Origin of the sequence: Promicromonospora sp. NPDC023987, assembly GCF_040639055.1 — a bacterium.
Classification (GTDB): Bacteria; Actinomycetota; Actinomycetes; order Actinomycetales; family Cellulomonadaceae; genus Promicromonospora.
Window position 1 is genome coordinate 1 of sequence record NZ_JBEZZF010000020.1, and the last position, 21,524, is coordinate 21,524.

21 protein-coding genes are annotated in these 21,524 nt (G+C 70.6%); 20 read left to right on the top strand and 1 reads right to left on the bottom strand.

The window, feature by feature from the left end; translation table 11 throughout:
• Positions 1-235: 235 nt before the first annotated feature.
• The 20 genes from AB0F40_RS11480 to nucS all read left to right on the top strand — a co-directional run bounded on the left by AB0F40_RS11480 (position 236) and on the right by nucS (position 19,467).
• Positions 236-1,534 carry a homoserine dehydrogenase gene (locus AB0F40_RS11480; protein WP_357466826.1) on the top strand — a complete coding sequence of 433 codons (1,299 nt, stop codon included), beginning with the start codon at positions 236-238 and terminating at the stop codon, positions 1,532-1,534.
• Between the two features lie 73 nt (positions 1,535-1,607).
• Positions 1,608-2,666 carry a threonine synthase gene (thrC, locus tag AB0F40_RS11485; RefSeq protein WP_357467020.1) on the top strand — a complete coding sequence of 353 codons (1,059 nt, stop codon included), beginning with the start codon at positions 1,608-1,610 and terminating at the stop codon, positions 2,664-2,666.
• On the top strand, positions 2,666-3,682 hold the full coding sequence (gene thrB, locus AB0F40_RS11490) for a homoserine kinase (protein ID WP_357466829.1): 1,017 nt from the start codon (positions 2,666-2,668) through the stop codon (positions 3,680-3,682). The genes thrC and thrB overlap by 1 nt, the downstream gene beginning before the upstream one ends.
• A 298-nt stretch (positions 3,683-3,980) precedes the next feature.
• The gene (gene rho, locus AB0F40_RS11495) at positions 3,981-5,942 is read left to right on the top strand and encodes a transcription termination factor Rho (protein WP_357466832.1); all 1,962 of its coding nucleotides are present in this window, start codon (positions 3,981-3,983) and stop codon (positions 5,940-5,942) included.
• Between the two features lie 147 nt (positions 5,943-6,089).
• Positions 6,090-6,308 carry a 50S ribosomal protein L31 gene (gene rpmE, locus AB0F40_RS11500; protein WP_357466835.1) on the top strand — a complete coding sequence of 73 codons (219 nt, stop codon included), beginning with the start codon at positions 6,090-6,092 and terminating at the stop codon, positions 6,306-6,308.
• 180 nt (positions 6,309-6,488) lie between these two features.
• Complete coding sequence (gene prfA / locus AB0F40_RS11505) at positions 6,489-7,577, top strand: peptide chain release factor 1 (protein ID WP_357466838.1); 1,089 nt, start codon at positions 6,489-6,491, stop codon at positions 7,575-7,577.
• Positions 7,578-7,649: 72 nt separating this feature from the next.
• Complete coding sequence (gene prmC, locus AB0F40_RS11510) at positions 7,650-8,603, top strand: peptide chain release factor N(5)-glutamine methyltransferase (RefSeq protein WP_357466841.1); 954 nt, start codon at positions 7,650-7,652, stop codon at positions 8,601-8,603.
• A gap of 13 nt (positions 8,604-8,616) precedes the next feature.
• Complete coding sequence (locus tag AB0F40_RS11515) at positions 8,617-9,330, top strand: L-threonylcarbamoyladenylate synthase (RefSeq protein ID WP_357466844.1); 714 nt, start codon at positions 8,617-8,619, stop codon at positions 9,328-9,330.
• Positions 9,327-10,613: an MraY family glycosyltransferase gene (locus tag AB0F40_RS11520; RefSeq protein WP_357466846.1), complete on the top strand. Its 1,287-nt coding sequence runs from the start codon at positions 9,327-9,329 to the stop codon at positions 10,611-10,613. The genes AB0F40_RS11515 and AB0F40_RS11520 overlap by 4 nt, the downstream gene beginning before the upstream one ends.
• Positions 10,610-11,062, top strand: coding sequence for a hypothetical protein (locus tag AB0F40_RS11525; protein WP_357466849.1), 453 nt, complete (start codon positions 10,610-10,612; stop codon positions 11,060-11,062). Before AB0F40_RS11520 ends, AB0F40_RS11525 begins: the two co-directional genes overlap by 4 nt.
• A gap of 164 nt (positions 11,063-11,226) precedes the next feature.
• Positions 11,227-12,093: a F0F1 ATP synthase subunit A gene (atpB, locus tag AB0F40_RS11530; RefSeq protein ID WP_357466851.1), complete on the top strand. Its 867-nt coding sequence runs from the start codon at positions 11,227-11,229 to the stop codon at positions 12,091-12,093.
• A gap of 122 nt (positions 12,094-12,215) precedes the next feature.
• The gene (locus AB0F40_RS11535) at positions 12,216-12,452 is read left to right on the top strand and encodes an ATP synthase F0 subunit C (protein WP_119142629.1); all 237 of its coding nucleotides are present in this window, start codon (positions 12,216-12,218) and stop codon (positions 12,450-12,452) included.
• Positions 12,452-13,030, top strand: coding sequence for a F0F1 ATP synthase subunit B (locus tag AB0F40_RS11540; protein ID WP_357466854.1), 579 nt, complete (start codon positions 12,452-12,454; stop codon positions 13,028-13,030). The genes AB0F40_RS11535 and AB0F40_RS11540 overlap by 1 nt, the downstream gene beginning before the upstream one ends.
• The gene (locus AB0F40_RS11545) at positions 13,030-13,842 is read left to right on the top strand and encodes a F0F1 ATP synthase subunit delta (protein ID WP_357466856.1); all 813 of its coding nucleotides are present in this window, start codon (positions 13,030-13,032) and stop codon (positions 13,840-13,842) included. Before AB0F40_RS11540 ends, AB0F40_RS11545 begins: the two co-directional genes overlap by 1 nt.
• Before the next feature lie 56 nt (positions 13,843-13,898).
• Positions 13,899-15,527, top strand: a complete 1,629-nt coding sequence (gene atpA / locus AB0F40_RS11550; RefSeq protein WP_357466859.1) for a F0F1 ATP synthase subunit alpha — start codon at positions 13,899-13,901, stop codon at positions 15,525-15,527.
• A 3-nt stretch (positions 15,528-15,530) separates the two neighbouring features.
• Entirely contained in the window at positions 15,531-16,424 is an 894-nt protein-coding gene (locus tag AB0F40_RS11555) for a F0F1 ATP synthase subunit gamma (RefSeq protein WP_357466862.1), read from the top strand.
• Between the two features lie 61 nt (positions 16,425-16,485).
• Positions 16,486-17,970, top strand: coding sequence for a F0F1 ATP synthase subunit beta (gene atpD / locus AB0F40_RS11560; protein ID WP_357466865.1), 1,485 nt, complete (start codon positions 16,486-16,488; stop codon positions 17,968-17,970).
• 103 nt (positions 17,971-18,073) lie between these two features.
• Positions 18,074-18,334, top strand: a complete 261-nt coding sequence (locus tag AB0F40_RS11565; protein WP_253872692.1) for a F0F1 ATP synthase subunit epsilon — start codon at positions 18,074-18,076, stop codon at positions 18,332-18,334.
• A 12-nt stretch (positions 18,335-18,346) separates the two neighbouring features.
• On the top strand, positions 18,347-18,772 hold the full coding sequence (locus AB0F40_RS11570; RefSeq protein WP_357466868.1) for a DUF2550 domain-containing protein: 426 nt from the start codon (positions 18,347-18,349) through the stop codon (positions 18,770-18,772).
• The gene (gene nucS, locus AB0F40_RS11575; protein WP_357466871.1) at positions 18,772-19,467 is read left to right on the top strand and encodes an endonuclease NucS; all 696 of its coding nucleotides are present in this window, start codon (positions 18,772-18,774) and stop codon (positions 19,465-19,467) included. The genes AB0F40_RS11570 and nucS overlap by 1 nt, the downstream gene beginning before the upstream one ends.
• On the opposite strand, the gene AB0F40_RS11580 is transcribed toward nucS, so the two are convergent.
• Positions 19,464-21,491, bottom strand: coding sequence for a beta-galactosidase (locus AB0F40_RS11580; RefSeq protein WP_357466874.1), 2,028 nt, complete (start codon positions 21,489-21,491; stop codon positions 19,464-19,466). The two genes, nucS and AB0F40_RS11580, sit on opposite strands and share 4 nt — an antisense overlap.
• Between the last annotated feature and the right edge of the window lie 33 nt (positions 21,492-21,524).

The window sequence follows — 21,524 nt, forward strand, 5'->3', positions numbered from 1 at the left end:
TCCGGATCCACGACCGGGGCCACGGGATCGGGCGCCCGCAGCGAGGCATCTGCCGATTGCTGCGGTTCTATCTCGCCACAGTTCTACTTCGCCCTGGTTCTACTTGGGCGCTTCTGTCGTGAGACACGGGTCTCGTGTGTCGGACGCTGCGGTTACCCTGATCGCAACGTCCGGAACTCCCCGTGTGGACCTGCGCCGGACCGGACCGTTCCCCGAAGACGAAAGCAGGATCGCTGTGCCTGTCCACGTTCCTGAGCCCGCACGCGGGCTGCGCGTCGCACTGCTCGGCTGTGGTGTCGTGGGCACCGAGGTGGCTCGGATGTTCCTCGACCAGGGTGCGGACCTCGCCGCCCGGGTCGGTGCCCCGCTGGAGCTCGCCGGGATCGCGGTCCGCGACGCGGACCGTCCCCGCGACGCCGTCATCCCGCGCGACCTCCTGACCGAGGACGTGGAGTCGCTGGTGGACGGCGCGGACATCGTCATCGAGGTGATGGGCGGCATCGAGCCGGCTCGTGGTCTGCTGCTCCGTGCCATCGAGAGCGGGGCCGCCGTGGTCACGGCGAACAAGGCGCTCCTGGCGGCGGACGGACCCACGCTCTACAAGGCCGCCGACTCCGCCGGCGTCGACATCTACTACGAGGCGGCAGTGGCGGGCGCCATCCCCATCGTGCGCCCGGTGCGGGAGTCCCTGGCGGGCGACTACGTGCGCCGGGTCCTCGGCATCGTCAACGGCACCACGAACTATGTGCTGGACCAGATGGCCACGAGCGGCCTCGACCTCGAGGAGGCGGTCAAGCAGGCGCAGGAGCTCGGCTACGCGGAGGCGGACCCCACTGCCGACGTCGAAGGGTACGACGCGGCCGCGAAGGCCGCGATCCTCGCCAGCCTCGCCTTCCACACCCGCGTCTCGGCCGACGACGTCGCCCGCGAGGGCATCACGGACGTCACCCCGGACGACGTCGCATGGGCAGCGCGGACGGGCCATGCCGTGAAGCTGCTGGCCATCGCCGAGCAGACCGGTGAGGGCGTGTCCGTGCGGGTGCACCCGGCACTGGTACCGCTGGAGCACCCGCTGGCGGGCGTCAAGGGCGCGTTCAACGCGATCTTCGTCGAGGCGGACGCGGCCGGCCCGCTCATGTTCTACGGCCAGGGCGCCGGTGGCCGGCCCACCGCTTCCGCGGTGCTGGGTGACGTCGTCTCGGCGGCCCGTCACCGCGTGCTCGGTGGCAAGGGCCCGCAGGAGTCCATCTACGCGGCCCGTCCGCTGCTGCCGGCGGACGCGGCGGTCACCCGCTACCAGGTCCGCCTGCTCGTCGCCGACCTCCCGGGCGTCCTCGCCCAGGTCGCGGGGGTCGTGGGCGACCACGGCGTGTCGATCGACACGATGCGTCAGACTGGTCCCTCCGAGGGCACCGCCGAGCTGCTCCTGACCACCCACGCCGCCCGTGAGGCGTCGTTGGCTGCCACCATCGCGGCCGTGCGCAACCTCGAACCGGTCCGCGAGATCACGTCCGTCCTGAGAGTCGAAGGCTGAACCCGTGCCTCCTGTGCTGCCCGCTGAACCGAACCTCCCCTCCGCCGCCTCCGGTGGACCGGCCACGTCACGCCTGTGGCGCGGCGTGATCGCCGAGTACGCCGACCGCATGCCCGCCCACGTGCAGCGCAAGATCGTGACGCTGGGCGAGGGCGGGACGCCGCTGGTGCCCGCCCCTGCGCTGTCCGAGCGCACCGGCGCCGACGTCTACGTCAAGGTCGAGGGCATGAACCCGACCGGCTCGTTCAAGGACCGCGGCATGACCGCGGCGATCTCCGCTGCTGCCGGCCGCGGCGCCCGGGTCGTGGTGTGCGCGTCGACCGGCAACACGTCGGCGTCGGCGGCCGCCTATGCCACGCGCGCCGGCATGATCTGCGCGGTGCTCGTGCCGGAAGGCAAGATCGCCATGGGCAAGCTGAGCCAGGCCGTCGCGCACGGCGCGCGCCTGCTGCAGGTGGACGGCAACTTCGACGACTGCCTCGTGGCCGCCCGCAAGCTCGCGGACACCCACCCGGTGGAGCTCGTGAACTCCGTGAACCCCGACCGCATCGAGGGGCAGAAGACCGCCGCGTTCGAGATCGTGGACGCGCTGGGCGACGCCCCTGACCTCCACCTGCTGCCCGTCGGCAACGCCGGCAACATCACGGCGTACTGGAAGGGCTTCAGGGAGTACGCGGAGGCCGGGGGCGCGAGCCGGACGCCGGCGATGTGGGGCTTCCAGGCGGCCGGTGCGGCCCCGATCGTGAAGGGCCACCCGGTCGACGAGCCGGACACCATCGCCACCGCCATCCGTATCGGCAACCCCGCGTCGTGGCAGCTCGCCGAGGAGGCAAGGGACACGTCCGGCGGTGTCATCGAGGCGGTGACCGACGAGCAGATCCTCGCGGCGCACCGGATCCTCTCCGCCGAGGTGGGCGTGTTCGTGGAGCCCGCCTCCGCCGCCGGCGTCGCGGGTCTCCTGGCGCGGCACGAGCGCGGCCTGGTCCCCGCGGGAGCACGCATCACCATCACCGTGACCGGGCACGGGCTCAAGGACCCGAGCTGGGCGCTGCGCACGCCCGAGGGCGGCGACGTGGAACCCGTGCGGGTGTCCGCCGACGTCGTCTCGATCGCCGACGCACTGTCACTCTGATGCAGCTCGGCGCCGACCACGTGCGGGTCCGGGTGCCCGCGACGAGCGCGAACCTCGGGCCGGGGTTCGACTCGCTCGGCCTGGCCCTCGCCCTGTACGACGAGGTCGAGGTGCGCCTCGTGGCGAGCTCCGACGTGGTGGTGGAGGTCCACGGCGAGGGTGCGGGGAACGTGCCCCTCGGGGCGGACCACCTGGTGGTGCGCGCGCTGCGTCGCACCATGGAGCTGGCCGGTGCCGTTCCCACCGGTGTCCACATGACGTGCCACAACGTGATCCCGCACGGCCGAGGGCTCGGGTCGTCGTCCGCGGCGGTCGTGGCCGGGATCGTGGCCGCGCGGGCCCTCCTGGCCGAGCCACGGGCCGTCGACGCCGCAACGGTGCTGGCGCTCGCCACGGAGTTCGAGGGCCATCCCGACAACGCGGCGCCCGCCATCCAGGGCGGCGCCACCGTCGCGTGGACCACCGACGACGGGCCCCGCGCCGTCGGCCTCGACGTCGATCCGACGATCGAGGCCACCGTGCTGGTGCCCGACGCACGGCTCGCCACCTCCCGGGCGCGGGCCGCCCTGCCCGAGCAGGTGTCGCACGGCGACGCGGCGTTCACGGCGGGCCGCGCGGCGCTGCTCGTGGAGGCCCTGGCACGGCGCCCGGAGCTGCTGTTCGACGCGACGGAGGACAGGCTGCACCAGCCGTACCGCGCGGCCGTCCTCGGGGCCTCCAGCGAGCTGCTGAGGGCCCTGCGGGACGAGGGCGTCCCGGCGACCGTCTCGGGTGCGGGGCCGACCGTCCTGGTGCTCGCAGGGCCGGGTCACCGGGCCCGGCGGGACGCCGTCCTGGCGGATCTCGTGGACGAGACGGCGGGGTGGCGGCGGATCAGTCCAGGGATCGACCTGAGCGGCGCACGCGCACGGAGGATCTCCGGGGACGCGGGTGCGCTATCGTCCGGTTCGTCAGGTGCAACCGGGCGTCATGTCGTACCAGGATCGCCAGCAGTACGGGGTGGTAGTATGCAGTGAACCTTCGGGATCGCACGTCGTGAGCCATGGTGGCTGGAACTCGGACTCAGCTTCGGTTCTTCACCGCCTGATCCGGCAGAGCTGCTCCACAGAGTCTCAGCCGCTCAACCGTGCCCGTTGCAGGCCGTGACCAACGGCCACCGCATCTCGCGAGAAGGCAGACAACGCCCCCGTCAGCCGTCGTCGTCGTACCACGGATGCGAGGTTTTTCGCGTTCCGGCCATTCAGCGCCGGGCGCCCACCATCCCGCGGCCCGCGATCACGCGATCAGCCGCAGTTCGAGGGGGAAGGGTCCTTCGTGACAGACACCACCGATAACGCTCAGTCAGCTGCCGGCCGTGCGGCCGGAGCCGGAGCGCTGAGCAGCATGCGCCTCGCCGAGCTCCAGGCACTCGCCGGAGACCTGGGCGTGAAGGGCACCTCCAGGATGCGTAAGAGCGACCTCGTGGACACCATCCGCGAGAAGACGGGCGGCGCGACGAAGCGTCCTGACCGTGCCGCCTCCGCCTCCGCCGAGAAGCCCGCCACCAACGACAAGCCTGCCCGCGCCGAGGCGCCGGTCGACAAGGCTGCCCGTGCCGAGGCGCCGGTCGCCGCCGCCGAGGTCGCCGCCTCGAGCGTGCGCGCCGACGCGACCACGGACGCCGACAAGGCCGCTCGCCTGGCCCAGCTGGCCGAGGCCGTGGCGGCCCCGCGCGAGCAGGGCGGCGGACGTCGCTCCGGCCGCGGCCAGGGCGCCCCGGAAGGGAACGGCGAGAAGGCCGGCGACGACAAGGGCCGGAACGCCCAGGCCGGCCGGCAGGGCGCCCGCGGCAACGACCGCGCCAACGAGCGCGGCAACTCCAACGACCGTGCCGGCGACCGTAACGGTGACCGGGCCGAGCGCGGCAACAGCCGCGGCGTCGAGCGGAACAACGACCGCGCCAGTGACCGCACCGACTCCGAGGAGGACCGCAACTCGCGTCGCCGTCGGGGTCGGGACCGTGGTCGGGACCGCAAGCGCGGCCGCGGTCGCCAGGGTCCGGACGTCGCGGGCCTCGACAACGTCGAGGTGCGCGATGACGACGTGCTGCTCCCCGTCGCCGGCATCCTGGACATCCTCGACAACTACGCGTTCGTGCGGACGTCGGGCTACCTGCCCGGCAACAACGACGTGTACGTGTCGCTGAACCAGGTCAAGAAGTCCGGCCTGCGCCGCGGCGACGCCGTCGTCGGGGCCGTGCGCCAGCCGCGTGAGGGCGAGGAGCCCCCGCAGCAGCCGACCGGGCGCGGCGCCAAGGTCAACAAGGTCAACGCCCTGGTGCGCCTGGACTCCGTGAACGGCATGACGCCGGAGGAGGCGCGCGAGCGCCCCGAGTTCACCAAGCTGACGCCGCTGTACCCGCAGGAGCGCCTGCGCCTGGAGAACCCCGAGGCGACCAAGCTCACGCCGCGCGTGATCGACATCGTCGCCCCGATCGGCAAGGGCCAGCGTGGCCTCATCGTCGCGCCGCCCAAGGCGGGCAAGACGCTGATGATGCAGCAGATCGCCAACGCGATCTCGCTCAACAACCCTGAGGTCCACCTCATGGTCGTGCTGGTGGACGAGCGTCCGGAAGAGGTCACCGACTTCGAGCGTTCGGTCAAGGGCGAGGTCATCTCCTCGACGTTCGACCGGCACGCCTCGGACCACACGCTGGTCGCCGAGCTCGCGATCGAGCGCGCCAAGCGCCTCGTGGAGCTGGGCCAGGACGTCGTGGTGCTGCTCGACGGCATCACCCGCCTGTCGCGCGCCTACAACCTGGCCGCCCCGGCGTCGGGCCGCATCCTGTCCGGTGGTGTGGACGCCGCGGCGCTCTACCCGCCCAAGAAGTTCTTCGGCGCCGCGCGCAACATCGAGGACGGCGGCTCGCTGACCATCCTGGCCACCGCCCTGGTGGAGACCGGGTCGAAGATGGACGAGGTGATCTTCGAGGAGTTCAAGGGCACCGGCAACATGGAGCTGCGGCTCTCCCGGTCCCTTGCCGAGAAGCGCATCTTCCCGGCGATCGACGTCAACGGGTCGAGCACTCGTCGTGAGGAGATCCTCATGTCGAAGGACGAGCTCGCGATCGTCTACAAGCTGCGCCGCGTCATGGGTGCGCTCGACCAGACGCAGGCAGCCGAGCTCCTGCTCGGACAGCTCAAGAAGACCAAGACCAACGTCGAGTTCCTGCTGCACGTGCAGAAGACGACGCCTGGCGGTCTGACGGACGACGAGAACGTCGGCGAGACCGTCTAGGGACCGTCTCGGGACCGTCCGACTCACGTCACACCCCCACTGTCTCGCCGACTAGGGCGAGGTAGTGGCAGAATGAATGGCTGGCTCGCTGGTTCACGTCACTGCGATTCTGCAGGGCGACCCAGCGGCATCACACCAAGGAGCAACATGAGGGCTGGTATCCACCCCGAGTACGTCGTCACCGAGGTCACCTGCACCTGCGGTAACACGTTCACCACGCGCAGCACCGAGACGTCCGGCAAGATCTCCGCCGACGTGTGCAGCGCCTGCCACCCGTTCTACACGGGCAAGCAGAAGATCATGGACACCGGTGGCCGCGTGGCCCGGTTCCAGGCGCGCTACGGCAAGAAGGCCGCCGACAAGTAGCGACTTCGCAGCGCCGGTGGTCCGGCCCGACAACCTCTCCAGGGGCAGTCGGGCACCGGACCACCGGCGCTGTCGTTTCCCCACCTTCCCCCACTTCGTTGAGTGCTGGATATTTGCCCTTCTGACACCGCTGGAACGGCAAATATCCAGCACTCAACGCCGCCGTAGCCAGGAGAGATCGTGACCGAGTCGTTTGCCGCCGTCGGGGCGTTGGTCAGCGAGCACGCCGAGATCGAGTCGGCGCTTGCCGACCCCGCCGTGCATGCCGATCCCGGCCGCGCACGGACCCTTGGGCGGCGGTACGCGGAGCTCAACCAGGTGGTGGGTGCGTACCGCGCCTGGGAGCAGGCGCACGACGACGCGGAGGCCGCCGCCGAGCTGGCCGTCGACGACGCGTCGTTCGCCGAGGAGCTGCCGAGCCTGAAGGAGGCCGAGGCAGTCGCCGAGGAGAAGCTCCGCCGCGTGCTGGTGCCCCGCGACCCCGACGACGGCCGCGACGTCATCCTCGAGATCAAGGCAGGGGAGGGCGGCGAGGAGTCCGCCCTGTTCGCCGGCGACCTGCTGCGCATGTACCTGCGCTTCGCGGAGCAGCAGGGCTGGTCGACGCAGCTGCTGGAGGCCACCGCGTCCGACCTCGGCGGCTACAAGGACGTGCAGGTCGCCATCAAGGCGAAGAACGTCCAGGGCCCGGAGGACGGCGTCTGGCACAGCCTCAAGTACGAGGGCGGTGTCCACCGCGTGCAGCGGGTCCCGGTCACGGAGTCGCAGGGCCGCATCCACACGTCGGCCGCCGGTGTGCTGGTGTTCCCAGAGGTCGACGACCCGGGCGAGCTCGAGATCGACCAGAACGACCTGCGGATCGACGTCTACCGCTCGTCGGGCCCGGGCGGCCAGTCCGTGAACACCACGGACTCCGCGGTGCGTATCACGCACCTGCCGACGGGCATCGTCGTCTCCATGCAGAACGAGAAGTCGCAGCTGCAGAACCGTGAGCAGGCCATGCGGGTCCTCCGGGCCCGGCTGCTCGCCGCGCAGGCCGAGGCCGCCGCCGCCGAGTCGGCCGAGCTGCGCCGCTCGCAGGTGCGCACGGTCGACCGTTCCGAGCGGATCCGGACCTACAACTTTCCCGAGAACCGGATAGCGGACCACCGCACCGGCTACAAGGCCTACAACCTCGACCAGGTGCTCGACGGCGACCTCGGCCCCGTCGTGCGGTCGGCGATCGACGCCGACGAGGCGGCGCGGCTCGCGGCAGCGTCCGGTGTCTGAGGCGCGGGTCCGGGTGCTATTGCACGCCGGGCCGGGTGCGGGGCAGGCTTGCGGTGTGGGCGGAGGAGTGCGGTGAGTGCACAGCTGTTGAAGTGGGCCTTCGAGGAGCTGGCCGACGCCGGGGTGGCGTCGCCCCAGGCCGACGCCGAGGTGCTGCTGGCGTACGCCCTCGGTGTGGACCGCGGGGAGCTGCGACGGCTCGTCGTGCTGGGCCGCGAGGTGCCCGACGACGCGGCAGACGCCTTCTCCCTGCTCGTGTCCCGGCGAGCCGCGCGCGAGCCCCTGCAGCACCTGACCGGGACCGCTGCGTTCCGGCACCTCGAGCTGGCGGTGGGGCCGGGGGTCTTCGTGCCCCGGCCGGAGACCGAGGAGGTGGCGCAGGTAGCCATCGACGAGGCGGCCAAGATCGTCGGTGAGCGCGAGAGCGCCGTCGTCGTCGACCTGTGCACCGGAACCGGGGCGATCGCGCTGGCCGTCGCCACCGAGGTGCCCGGCACCCGCGTGCACGCCGTCGAGCTGGACAAGGACGCGCACGCCTGGGCGGAACGCAACGTCGACGCCGTGAGTGCTGCCGTGGCGGGCGTCGGGACGGGCACGACGCCGCAGGCCGCGCCCGAGCGGGTGGTGCGGCTCGTCAAGGGCGATGCCCGCACGGCGCTGTACGGCATCGACGGACTGGCCGACGTCGTCGTCTCGAACCCGCCGTACGTGCCGTCGGACGCCGTGCCGGTGGACCCGGAGGTCGCCGAGCACGACCCGGCCGTCGCGCTGTACGGGCTGGGGCCCGACGGGCTGGAGGTGCCGCGCGGGATCACCGACGCCGCCGCGCGGCTGCTGCGGCCCGGCGGGCTGTACGTCATGGAGCATGCCGAGGTCCAGGCGGAGGCCGCCCGGACGATGGTCGCCGCGGCGCGCGACGCCGACGGGCACCCTGTGTTCGGCATCCCGGAGACCCGCAAGGACCTGACCGGCCGGCCCCGCATGGTGGTCGCGCGCCGCACGGCATCTCCGGTCCCCGGATCGTGAAAGACTGTTGCGCGTGAGTGTGCCTGTGCATCCCGTGCTCGACGCCACCGACCCGCAGACCTGGGGCCCCGCGATCGACGAGGCAGTGAACGCGATATCCCGTGGCGGTGTCGTGGTCCTGCCCACCGACACCGTGTACGGCATCGGTGCTGACGCGTTCGACGAGGCGGCGGTAGCCGCCCTCCTCGCGGCCAAGGGCCGCGGCCGGCAGATGCCGCCGCCGGTCCTGGTGGGGGAGGTGGCGACCCTCGACGGCCTGGCCATCGACGTGCCCGACGACGCCCGCAAGCTCGTCGAGGCCTTCTGGCCCGGCGGCTTCACGATCATCCTGCGCGCGCAACCGTCGCTGCAGTGGGATCTCGGCGACACGGGCGGCACCGTCGCCCTGCGGATGCCGGACCACCCGGCGGCGCTCGCGCTGCTCAAGCGCACGGGCCCGCTGGCCGTCTCCAGCGCGAACAAGTCGGGCAGCCCTGCCGCCCTGGACGTGGCGGACGCCGAACGCCAGCTCGGCGAGGCGGTGGCCGTCTACCTCGACGGAGGCGAGGCACCGGGTGCTGTCGCGTCCACGATCGTGGACGCGACCGGGCCCGGGCTGCGCGTCGTCCGTGAGGGCGCCGTGTCGCTCGAGGCGCTGCGCGAGGTCGCCGACGTCGACGGACCAGCGGCGTCGCGTGAGGACGACCCGAGCGATCCCTCGGCCGACGCCGCGGAGGACGACGAGTGAGGGTGTACCTGCTCCTGATGCTCGTGGCCGCCGCGGTCACGTTCCTGACCACGCCCTTCGCCCGGTGGGTCGCCCTGCAGACCTCGGCCATCTCGGCGGTGCGCGCCCGTGACGTGCACCAGGTCCCCACGCCGCGGCTCGGCGGGCTCGCGATGCTGATCGGCATCATCGTGGCGGTGCTGCTGGCCTCCCAGATGCCGTTCCTCGAGGGCGTCTTCTCCGCCAGGCAGGCCCCCCAGGTCTGGGGCATCGTCGGCGGGGCCGCCATCGTCTGCGCGCTCGGCTGGGCCGACGACAAGTGGGACCTCGACTGGATCACCAAGCTCGCGGGCCAGGTGCTGGCCGCCGGCTTCATGGCGCTGCAGGGCGTCCAGCTCATCACCATGCCCATCGCCGGCGTGACCATCACGTCGTCGCGCATGTCGCTCGTGGTCACGGTGCTGGTCATCGTGATCGCGATGAACGCGGTGAACTTCGTGGACGGCCTCGACGGCCTCGCCGCCGGCATCGTCGCCATCGGCGGCTCCGCGTTCTTCCTCTACACCTACGGGCTCACCCAGCAGTCCACGCCGGACAACTACGCCAGCCTCGCCTCGCTCATGCTCGCCGTGATGGTTGGCGTGTGCGTCGGGTTCCTGCCGCACAACTTCCACCCGGCGCACATCTTCATGGGCGACGCCGGGTCCATGCTGATCGGTCTGGTGATGGCGGGCGCCGCGATCACCGTGACCGGCAACATCCCGCCGGGCATCATGACGGGCGCCAAGGCGCTGCCCGCGTTCATCCCCCTCCTGCTGCCGGTGGCGGTGCTCATGCTGCCGCTGCTCGACATGGGGCTCGCGGTGATCCGGCGGCTGGCCGCCGGCAAGTCACCCATGGCGCCCGACCGCATGCACCTGCACCACCGCATGCTCTCCCTCGGCCACTCCCACCGCCGCGCCGTGGTCATCCTGTACGTGTGGACCGCAGTGTTCGCGTTCAGCGCCGCGGCGCTCGTGCAGTGGGACTGGGAGATCGTGCTGATGTGGACCACCGTGTTCGTGGTGCTCGCGCTGCTCGCCACCCTTGGCCCGCTGCGCCACCGCGGCCGCTTCCTGGACGACGACGTCGCCGCGCTGTCCGGCCAGACCCCGAGGGTTCCCGCTGCGGTCGGGGCCGCGGCCACCGACGGCTCCCGGCTCGACGCCGGGCTGCCGGTGCAGCGCCTCGCACCGCAGAGCGAACCTCGCCCGAGCGCCGCTCACCCGAGCGCCTCGCCCAAGACCAAGGAGACCATCGAATGACCGAGCAGGTACCACACGCCCCCGGCGCACCGCGGGGCGCCGCCGAGCAGGCGATGCTGCGTGCGGCACTGCGCGACGGCCTGATCCTCGTGGCCGCGCTCGCGGTCCTCGGCTCGCTCGTCGGTCTCCTGGTCGCGGGTGTGCCAGGGCTCTGGGGCGGTCTGATCGGCGCGGCGATCGCCGCGTTCTTCTGCGGGACCACCGTGTGGTCGATGCTCTACACCGTGGGTAAGGGCGCTACCGCGATGGGCGCGGTGGTGATGGGTACCTGGATCGCCAAGATGGTGGTTCTCGTCGCCGTGCTCCTGGTGCTCACGCGGTTTGATTTCTATGACCGCGTGGTCCTGTTCGTCGTGTTGTTGCTCGGGGCGGTCGGTGCGGCACTCCTCGACTATCGCGCGGTCAAGAACGGCCGCGTCACGTACGTCGAGCCCGAAGCCGGGGCCTGACGGACACATCCGTGCCGGCATTGACCCGGCACTGGGTTGCGCAATAAGTCACAAGGGGCCGCGCTGTGCGGTTAAGCGGCCAATTCCTCGTCCGACATGGGTTAGGCTTACGACTGAATCCATGACGGCCAGGCCCGACGGCGCGCCCGTTCCGCCCCTTTGCGGTGACGCGCGCAGGGCCTAATGACCACCTGGGAGTCCTCCTGTCCACGCATGCGACGTCCGTAATCCTCGCCGCCACCGAAGGCCACGAGGGTGAGGGCGGCTTCCACCCGCCGTCGATCTCCGACTTCTTCCCGCCGGCAATCCTCTTCGAGGACACGATCTTCCAGATCGATCGCATCTGGATCATCCGGGTCATCGCCACCCTGGTGCTGCTGTCGGTCTTCGTGATCGCCGCCCGCCGGGCCAAGGTGGTGCCGGGTCGGTTCCAGGCAGCCGTCGAGTACCTGCTGAGCTTCGTCCGGGTACAGATCGGCGAGGAGATCCTGGGTAAGGACAACGCCAGGCGTTTCCTGCCCATGCTCACCACCATCTTCTTCACCATCCTGGCGTTCAACCTCACGAGTGTGATCCCGGGGCTGAACCTCGCCGCCACCTCGCGGATCGGCGTGCCGCTGCTCCTGGCCCTGTGGGTGTTCGTCACCTACTGGGCCGTCGGCATCCGCAAGCACGGGCTCGGCGGCTACCTCAAGTCGAACCTGTTCCCACCCGGCGTGCCGTGGCCGATCTACTTCATCCTGACGCCGATCGAGCTGCTGCAGATCCTGATCATCCGACCGGGTTCGCTAATGGTGCGACTCGTGGCCAACATGGTCGCCGGTCACATCATGCTCGTGCTCTGCTTCGCCGCCACGCAGTTCTTCGTCGTGGACTCGGCGGGTTCGGGTCTGATGATCTTCGGGGCGCTCACGCTCCCGGCGGGCATCTTCGTGACCCTCTTCGAACTTCTGGTCGCGTTCCTGCAGGCGTACATCTTCGCGCTGCTGGCCGCGGTCTACATCAGCATGTCGCTGGAGGAGGAGCACTGACTGCTCCTCCGGGCGGCGCTTCATAGCTTCACCTGGAAAACCCGCGACGGGCGCACCAGCGCCTCCGCACACCACGCGACGCCGTCCCACCTGGTTCGGCGCCCAACGGAAGGAAGACGCAAGTGGACGTCACCACTCTCGCCGAGGTCACCGGTAACCTGAACGCTGTCGGCTACGGCCTCGCCGCCACCGGCCCTGGTATCGGCCTCGGTATCCTCATCGGCAAGACGATCGAGGGCATGGCCCGTCAGCCCGAGGTCGCCGGCCAGCTCCGCGCGACCATGTTCCTGGGTGTCGCGTTCGTCGAGGTGCTCGCGCTGCTCGGCCTGGTCGCCGGCTTCCTCTTCCCCGCCGCGTGATGGCTGCGCTCCCGGGCGCTGCCGCCGTCGTGGCAGCGAATGAAGAGCCCGCGGGCATCGATCTGTTCCTGCCCGCCGGATACGACCTGCTGTGGTCATCGGTCACGATCCTGATCATCGCGGTGGTGTTCTACAAGTTCGTGCTGCCGCCGATGAACAAGATGCTCGACGAGCGCTCCGCTCTGATCGAGGGCGGTATCGAAAAGGCTGAGGCAGCCCAGAAGCAGGCCGACCAGGCGCTGGCGCAGCAGCAGGAGCTGCTCGCCGAGGCCCGTGCCGACGCCGCGCAGGTCCGCGAGGAGGCGCGTGCCGAGGGCACCGCCATCGTCAAGGACCTCAAGGTCAAGGCGAGCGAGGAGGCGGAGCGCATCACCGAGACCGCCCGTCGACAGATCGAGGCCGACCGTCAGGCCGCGTCCGTGTCCCTGCGGACCGAGGTCGGCGCGATCGCGACCGGTCTGGCGTCGAAGATCGTGGGCGAGTCTCTCGAGGACTCGGCTCGGCAGTCGCGTGTGGTGGACCGCTTCCTCGACGAGCTCGAGGCAAGCCAGGCCGTGGCAAGCAACAAGGAGGCGTGATGCGGGGATCGAGCGGGGCATCGCTGAAGGCGGCGCAGGAGCGCTTCGAGCCGGTGCTGCGTGCCGCGGGTGCGGACGCACTGACGCTGGGCGAGCAGCTGCTCACCCTGGTGTCGGCGCTGGACGAATCCGCCGCGCTGCGCCGCTCGCTCGCCGATCCCTCCCGCGAGGGCGAGGCCAAGGCCGGCCTGGTGGCCGGCCTGCTGAGCGGTTTCGACGAGCGCGTGGTCGACCTGGTCTCCGGGCTCGTCCGGTCGCGCTGGGCGGGTGACGCCGACCTCGGCGAGGCCGTCGAGCGTCTCGGGCTGGACGCCGTCCTGGCGTCCGCCGAGGCGCGCGGCGCGCTCGAGAGGGTGGAGGACGAGCTGTTCCGGTTCGCCCGGTCGCTGGACGGCCAGCGGGAGGCCAAGCAGGCTCTCTCGGACTCCACGACGGCTCCCGAACGCCGGGTCGCGCTCGTGGACACGCTGGTCGGCGGAAAGGTCGACACCGTGACCCAGCGCCTGGCGCAGCGCGCGACCTCGTCGCCGCGTGGCCGGCGCTTCGTGCAGACGCTCGGTTGGTTCGGCGAGGTCGCGGCGGAGCGTCGCAAGCGCCTCGTCGCCTCCGTGACGAGCGCGACGATGCTCACCCGCGAGCAGGAGCAGCGCCTCGGTGCGCTGCTCGAGCGCTCGTACGGGAAGCCCGTGCAGCTGAACGTCACCGTGGACCCCGCCATCGTCGGGGGCATGCGCATCCAGGTCGGCGCGGACGTCGTCGACTCCACTGTCCTGTCGCGCCTTGCTGACGCCTCGCGTCGTCTGGCCGGCTGAAAACGTGAACATGAACCTTCCGCCGCGGCTTTCGCGGCCACGACAGGAGAAGAGCAATGGCTGAGCTGACGATCCGGCCGGACGAGGTCCGGGCCGCACTGGACAGCTTCGTGAAGGCCTACGAGCCCCAGGAAGCTGTCGCCGAGGAAGTGGGCCGCGTCTCGTACGCCGCGGACGGCATCGCCCGCGTCGAGGGCCTCCCGGGCGTGATGGCCAACGAGCTGCTGCGCTTCGAGGACGGCACGCTCGGACTCGCGCAGAACCTCGATGTCCGCGAGATCGGTGTGGTCGTCCTCGGCGAGTTCACCGGCATCGAGGAGGGCCAGGAGGTCCGCCGCACCGGTGAGGTGCTCTCGGTCCCCGTGGGCGAGGGCTACCTCGGCCGCGTGGTCGACCCGCTGGGTACGCCCATCGACGGCCTCGGCGCGATCGACACCGAGGGCACCCGCGCCCTCGAGCTGCAGGCGCCCGGCGTCATGCAGCGCAAGTCGGTGCACGAGCCGCTGCAGACCGGTATCAAGGCGATCGACTCGATGATCCCGATCGGCCGCGGTCAGCGGCAGCTGATTATCGGTGACCGCCAGACCGGCAAGACGGCGATCGCTGTCGACACGATCATCAACCAGAAGGCGAACTGGGAGTCGGGCGACCCGACCCAGCAGGTGCGCTGCATCTACGTCGCCATCGGCCAGAAGGGCTCGACCATCGCCTCCGTGCGTGGCGCCCTCGAGGAGGCGGGCGCGCTCGAGTACACGACCATCGTCGCGGCTCCGGCGTCCGACCCGGCAGGCTTCAAGTACCTCGCCCCGTACACGGGCTCGGCCATCGGCCAGCACTGGATGTACCAGGGCAAGCACGTCCTCGTCATCTTTGACGACCTGTCGAAGCAGGCAGAGGCCTACCGTGCCGTCTCGCTGCTGCTGCGGCGCCCGCCGGGCCGCGAGGCCTACCCGGGTGACGTCTTCTACCTGCACTCCCGTCTGCTCGAGCGTTGTGCGAAGCTCTCGGACGAGCTGGGTGCCGGCTCGATGACCGGTCTGCCGATCATCGAGACCAAGGCGAACGACGTCTCGGCGTACATCCCGACGAACGTCATCTCCATCACGGACGGCCAGATCTTCCTGCAGTCCGACCTGTTCAACGCCGACCAGCGTCCCGCGGTGGACGTCGGTATCTCGGTCTCCCGAGTCGGTGGTGACGCGCAGATCAAGGCGATGAAGAAGGTCTCCGGCACGCTCAAGCTGGAGCTGGCGCAGTACCGCTCGCTCGAGGCGTTCGCGATGTTCGCGTCCGACCTCGACGCGGCGTCCCGCGCGCAGCTGAAGCGCGGTGCCGTCCTGACGGAGCTGCTCAAGCAGCCCCAGTACTCGCCGTACCCGGTCGAGGACCAGGTCGCCCTGGTGTGGGCAGGCACGAAGGGCAAGCTCGACGACGTCGCGGTAGAGGACGTCAAGCGCTTCGAGTCCGAGTTCCTGGACCACCTGCGTCGCAAGTCTGACGTCCTGCCGAAGATCCTGGAGTCCGGCAAGATGGATTCCGACACGGAGGACGCCCTCGGCGCCGCCGTCGACGACTTCCGGGCCGGCTTCCAGCGGGGCGACGGCACCGCTCTCGTCGGTGGCGAGACGGACGACGAGCCCGTCGACGTCGAGCAGGCGCAGGTCGTCGTCAAGAAGAAGGCCTGACCCGTGGCCGGTGGATCCCAGCGCATCTATAAGGCACGGATCAAGTCGACGCAGTCGCTGAAGAAGATGTTCCGTGCCCAGGAGCTGATCGCCGCGTCTCGCATCGGCAAGGCCCGTGCGCGGACTGCGGCGGCGGCACCGTACGCCCAGGCGATCACCCGTGCGGTGTCGGCTGTCGCGACGCACACGGACATCGACCACCCGCTCACCCGGGAACAGGGCGGCAAGCGAGCCGCGGTGCTCGTGGTCTCCTCTGACCGCGGCATGGCGGGCTCGTACCCCGCGTCGATCGTCCGTGAGGCCGAGCGGCTGACGCAGCAGCTCGTCGCCGACGGCAAGGAGGTTCTCCTCTACGTCGCCGGCCGTCGGGCGATCTCGTACTTCTCGTTCCGTGGGCGCAACGTCGTCCAGGCATGGACGTACGGTTCGGAGCGGCCGACGCCGGAGATCGCCGAGGAGATCGGGCAGGTACTGCTCGAGAAGTTCCTCGCGACCGATGACGAGGACGGCGTCTCGGAGCTGCACGTGGTCTCGACGCAGTTCGTCAACATGGTGACCCAGCGTCCGCACGTCGTGCGCATGCTGCCGCTGGAGGTCGTCGAGGGTGTGGTGGAGGCGGGAGATCAAGAGATCCTGCCGCTCTACGACTTCGAGCCGTCGCCAGAGGCCGTGCTGGACTCTCTGCTCCCGAGGTACGTGCAGAACCGCATCTATGCGGCGCTGCTCGATGCCGCGGCGTCGGAGCTGGCCGCCCGCCAGCGTGCCATGCACACGGCGACGGACAACGCCGAGGAACTGATCCGCACGTACACCCGGCTGGCCAACCAGGCCCGTCAGGCCGACATCACGCAGGAGATCAGCGAGATCGTCTCCGGTGCCGACGCCCTGGCGTCCTGACCAGACCACTGAACCTGAACCCCCGCCGGAGGACCCTCCGGCCCACCGAAGCGAGGCAAGTATGACCGCCACCACCGTGGAATCACCACACGGCGCGGCCCCGAGCGAGCCGGCAACTGGCCGAGTCGCTCGGGTGATCGGCCCCGTCGTGGACATCGAGTTCCCCGACGACGCGATCCCCGAGATCTACAACGCGCTCACCGTCGAGATCGACCTGTCCGGCAAGGGCGACGCCGCCAACACGTTCACCATGACGCTCGAGGTCGAGCAGCACCTGGGCGACTCCCTGGTGCGGGCCATCGCGCTCAAGCCCACCGACGGCCTGGTCCGCGGCGCCGTGGTGACCGACACCGGCTCGCCCATCACGGTCCCCGTGGGCGACGTCACCAAGGGCAAGGTCTTCAACGTCATCGGTGAGGTCCTGAACCTCGCCGAGGGCGAGAAGCTGGAGATCACCGAGCGCTGGCCGATCCACCGCAAGCCCCCGGCATTCGACCAGCTCGAGTCGAAGACGGCGATGTTCGAGACGGGCATCAAGTCCATCGACCTGCTGACCCCGTACGTGCAGGGTGGCAAGATCGGTCTCTTCGGTGGTGCGGGCGTCGGCAAGACGGTCCTCATCCAGGAGATGATCCAGCGTGTGGCCCAGGACCACGGTGGTGTGTCCGTGTTCGCCGGTGTCGGCGAGCGCACCCGTGAGGGCAACGACCTCATCGACGAGATGGACGAGGCCGGCGTCTTCGACAAGACCGCGCTGGTGTTCGGCCAGATGGACGAGCCGCCGGGCACGCGCCTGCGGGTCGCCCTGTCGGCGCTGACGATGGCGGAGTACTTCCGCGACGTGAAGAAGCAGGACGTGCTGCTCTTCATCGACAACATCTTCCGCTTCACGCAGGCCGGTTCCGAGGTCTCCACGCTGCTCGGCCGGATGCCGTCCGCCGTGGGTTACCAGCCGAACCTCGCCGACGAGATGGGCCTCCTCCAGGAGCGCATCACCTCGACGCGTGGTCACTCCATCACGTCGCTGCAGGCCATCTACGTGCCCGCTGACGACTACACGGACCCGGCCCCGGCCACGACGTTCGCCCACCTGGACGCGACGACCGAGCTCTCCCGAGAGATCGCGTCGAAGGGTCTCTACCCGGCGATCGACCCGCTGACCTCGACGTCCCGCATCCTCGACCCGCGGTACGTGGGCCAGGAGCACTACGACGTCGCGACCCGCGTGAAGTCCATCCTGCAGCGCAACAAGGAGCTGCAGGACATCATCGCCATCCTCGGTGTCGACGAGCTCTCGGAAGAGGACAAGACGGTCGTGGCGCGTGCGCGCCGCGTCCAGCAGTTCCTCTCCCAGAACACCTACATGGCCAAGAAGTTCACGGACGTGGAGGGCTCGACGGTCCCCCTGTCTGAGACCATCGAGGCATTCAAGAAGATCTGCGACGGTGAGTTCGACCACATCGCCGAGCAGGCCTTCTACAACATCGGTGGGCTTGAGATGCTCGAAGAGAACTGGGCACGGATCCAGAAGGAGTACGGGGCCTGAGGCCTCGCAACCCCGTGCGTGATGCCGCCCCGCTGGGCAGCCCGGAAGGTCAGGGCGACCGGCAAGGGGCGGCATCGCGCCCGCTACATCGGAAGGAGCTCTCGTGGCAGAGCTGAGCGTGGACCTCGTGTCCCGGGACCGTAAGGTCTGGAGCGGTACGGCGACTCAGGTGAGCGCGCCGTCCGCGGACGGCCAGATCGGCATCCTGGCGAACCACACGCCGCTGCTGGCTGTGCTTCGCCCGGGCGCGATCAAGGTGGAGACGGCCTCAGGCCCCGCCCTGGAGGCGCAGGTCACCGGTGGTTTCGTGTCCGTGGACAACAACCTCGTCACCCTGGTGGTCGACGAGATCTCCCTGGTCTGAGGGAGAGCGCGAGTGCCGGGCGTCATCTGGATCGCGATAGCGGTGCTCGGTGCGCTCGCACTTGTGCTCGCGGCCGGTATCTCCCGGCTGCGGACGCTTTCCCGCAGGGTGGGTTCGTTCGACTGCAGTGCCCGGCCGACCGGAAACCCCGAGGGTTCCTGGACGCCGGGCATCGCCCAGTACGCGGTGGGCCGGATCGAGTGGTGGCGGTGCTGGTCGCTGTCGCCCCGTCCGGCCCGCACGTGGTACCGGGAGCGGCTGGCAGTGACCGGCCGCACCCCGCTGGACCCGGACGAGCGTGGTCAGGGTGACCACTATCTCGTCCAGTGCCGGTACGACGGGCTCGACTTCGAGCTCGATCTCGCCGCCGGCGACTACTTCGGCCTCGCCTCCTGGCTCGAGGCCGCCCCTCCCGGACGACAGGATCTGGTTCTCTGATGCGGCTGGTCGTGGCCGACTGCTCCGCCCTCTACACGGGCCGCCTGACCGCGATGCTCCCGCAGGCGACGCGGCTGCTCGTGGTCAAGGCTGACGGAAGCGTGCTGATTCATTCCGACGGCGGCTCGTACAAGCCGCTGAACTGGATGAGCCCCCCGTGCACCCTGGCGGTGCGTGAGCCGTCCGAGGAGGCCGCCGAGCGCGGTGTCACGGAGGTGTGGACCGTTCAGCACGCCAAGTCGGACGACCGGCTGGAGGTGGAGCTGTTCACCGTGCACCACGACTCCGCGCACGACCTGGGCATCGACCCCGGTCTCGTGAAGGACGGCGTCGAGGCGCACCTCCAGGAGCTGCTCGCCGAGCAGATCGCCCTGCTGGGCGACGGCCACACCCTGGTTCGCCGGGAGTACCCGACCGCCATCGGACCGGTGGACATCCTCGCGCGCGACGGCTCGGGGTCCACGGTCGCGGTGGAGATCAAGCGTCGCGGCGACATCGACGGCGTCGAGCAGCTCACGCGGTACCTGGACCTGCTGAACCGGGACCCCATGCTGGCCCCGGTCCGCGGCGTGTACGCCGCCCAGGAGATCAAGCCGCAGGCGCGCGTGCTGGCCAAGGACCGCGGCATCGCGACCCTCCTCCTGGACTATGACGCGATGCGTGGCGTGGACGACCCGACGACCCGCCTCTTCTAGAGCGTGGTCACCGACCACGTGGCGCCCGGCGCCTCGCGGACCACGGCATACCCACCTGCGGGCACGACGATCCCGGGTTCCGTCGGGGCGTCGCTGACGAGGTCGTGGCCAGGGCCCGCGACCCGGACCGCCCGGTCCCCGTGGTGCAGCAGGAAGAGGTACGTACCCGCCGCGCCGCGCCGCCGGATCGCCTCGACCCCGGTGCCGACGGCGCCGGGGAGGACCGGGCGCACGCCGTGCCGCGCGAGCAGCGCAGCGACGAACCTGTCCAGCGACTCCTGCGTCAGCCCCGCCGAGACGTACGTGGCGGTCCCGGCACCGGCACTGCGGCGGGTGACGGCGGGGGAACCGGCGAGCGTCCCCGCGGAGTAGGTCGCAAGGACCTCTGCCCGGGGCGGGTCCATCCGCTCGGTCCACTGGACCACGGTCGACCCGTCGCTGAGCTCCTGGCTCTCGTCGGGCGCGAGCGGGACGTGCTCAGTGACCCGCACGCCCAGAAGGTCGCGCAGCCGCCCCGGGTACCCGCCGGGGACCACTCGCTGGTGCTCGTCCGCGACACCGGTGAACCGCCCGACGACGAGGTGCCCGCCCGCCTCGACGTACCTGGTCAGCCATGCGACGGTGTCGGAGTCGACGGCCATGAGGGTCGGCACGAACAGGACCCGGTAGCGAGCGACGTCGGCGCCGGTGCGCACGAAGTCGACCGCGACCCCGGCGCGCCACAGGGCGCGGTGCGTCGCCCGGACCTCGGTCGCGTAGTCGAGGTCGTCGTTCGGCAGGTGCGGCGTCTCGAGCGACCACCAGCCGTCGGCGTCCCAGAGGACCGCGACGTCGGCCTCGACGACGCGTCCGTCATGGGGCGGTGCCGCGACCTCCTGGAGGTGGTCGAGCAGCGCCCCGAGCTCCACCACGCCCTCGAACGTGCGGCTCCGCGGGCCCGCGTGCGGCACCATCGCGCTGTGCCACGTCTCCGATCCGCCCGCCGACGCCCGCCACTGGAAGAACAGCGCGCCCTGGGAGCCCCTGGCGACGTAGCCAAGGGAGTTGCGGATCATCCGGTCGGGGTCCTTGACGGCCTGCCGTGCACCGTCGCGGATGCCGGCGGCGCTCTGCTCCATCAGCAGCCAGGGTCCGCCGCCCCAGGAGCGGGTCAGGTCGGCGCCGTACGCGACGTGCGCCTCGCCGTCCGGGCCGGGCGTGTCGAGATAGTGGTCGACCGACACCAGGTCCAGGTGGTCGCTCCAGCCCCACTGGTCGAGGTGGTTCCACGTGGGCAGCATGAAGTTGGTAGTGATCGGCGCAGTCGGGCCGGCCGCCCGGATCTCGTCGCGCTGCTCGGCGAACGCCGCGAGCATCTCGTCGGAGCAGAAGCGCTTGAAGTCCACGGCCTGGGCGGGGTTGTGCAGGTACTGCGTCGCGCACGGCGGGAGGATCTCGTCCCAGTCGTCGTACCGCTGGGACCAGAACGCGGTGTTCCACGCGGCGTTCAGCGCCTCGAGCGAGCCGTGCCGCTTCTCGAGCCAGCGTCGGAAGGCGACAGCCGCGTGCGGGCCGTGGTCGACCGTGCCGTACTCGTTGTGCACGTGCCAGCCGCGCAGGCGCGGGTGGGCGCCGTACCGCTCGGCGAGGAACCGCGCGACGCGACGTGCGGCCTGGCGGTAGGCGGGCGCACTGATCGCGTACGTGTCACGCGAGCCGTGGGAGAGGCGCGTCCCGTCCGGGCGTACCGGCATCGCGTCCGGGTGCGCCCGCGTGAACCACGGCGGCGGGGAGGCGGTGGGCGTCGCGAGGAAGAAGCCGATCTCGTGGGCGTCCAGGAGCGCGACGACGTCGTCCAGCCAGCCGGCGTCGAACTCCCCTTCGCGAGGCTCGATCGCCGCCCAGGAGAACACCCCGATCGTCACCGTGTTCACGCCTGCGCGGCGCATGAGCGCCATGTCCTCGGCCCAGACCTCACGCGGCCACTGCTCGGGGTTGTAGTCGCCGCCGAAGAGCAGGCGGGCGGGTGCGAAGGGAACCGTCATGGGTTGTCCTCGGGTCGGTGGGGCGGAGGGGCA

What these genes read in the sequence shown, in the direction of transcription:
- thrB (WP_357466829.1), top strand. Translation starts at nt 2,666, where the DNA reads ATGCAGCTCGGCGCCGACCACGTGCGGGTCCGGGTGCCCGCGACGAGC.
- rpmE (WP_357466835.1), top strand. Translation starts at nt 6,090, where the DNA reads ATGAGGGCTGGTATCCACCCCGAGTACGTCGTCACCGAGGTCACCTGC.
- AB0F40_RS11525 (WP_357466849.1), top strand. Translation starts at nt 10,610, where the DNA reads ATGACCGAGCAGGTACCACACGCCCCCGGCGCACCGCGGGGCGCCGCC.
- AB0F40_RS11540 (WP_357466854.1), top strand. Translation starts at nt 12,452, where the DNA reads ATGGCTGCGCTCCCGGGCGCTGCCGCCGTCGTGGCAGCGAATGAAGAG.
- AB0F40_RS11545 (WP_357466856.1), top strand. Translation starts at nt 13,030, where the DNA reads ATGCGGGGATCGAGCGGGGCATCGCTGAAGGCGGCGCAGGAGCGCTTC.
- atpA (WP_357466859.1), top strand. Translation starts at nt 13,899, where the DNA reads ATGGCTGAGCTGACGATCCGGCCGGACGAGGTCCGGGCCGCACTGGAC.
- atpD (WP_357466865.1), top strand. Translation starts at nt 16,486, where the DNA reads ATGACCGCCACCACCGTGGAATCACCACACGGCGCGGCCCCGAGCGAG.
- nucS (WP_357466871.1), top strand. Translation starts at nt 18,772, where the DNA reads ATGCGGCTGGTCGTGGCCGACTGCTCCGCCCTCTACACGGGCCGCCTG.
- AB0F40_RS11580 (WP_357466874.1), bottom strand. Translation starts at nt 21,491, where the DNA reads ATGACGGTTCCCTTCGCACCCGCCCGCCTGCTCTTCGGCGGCGACTAC.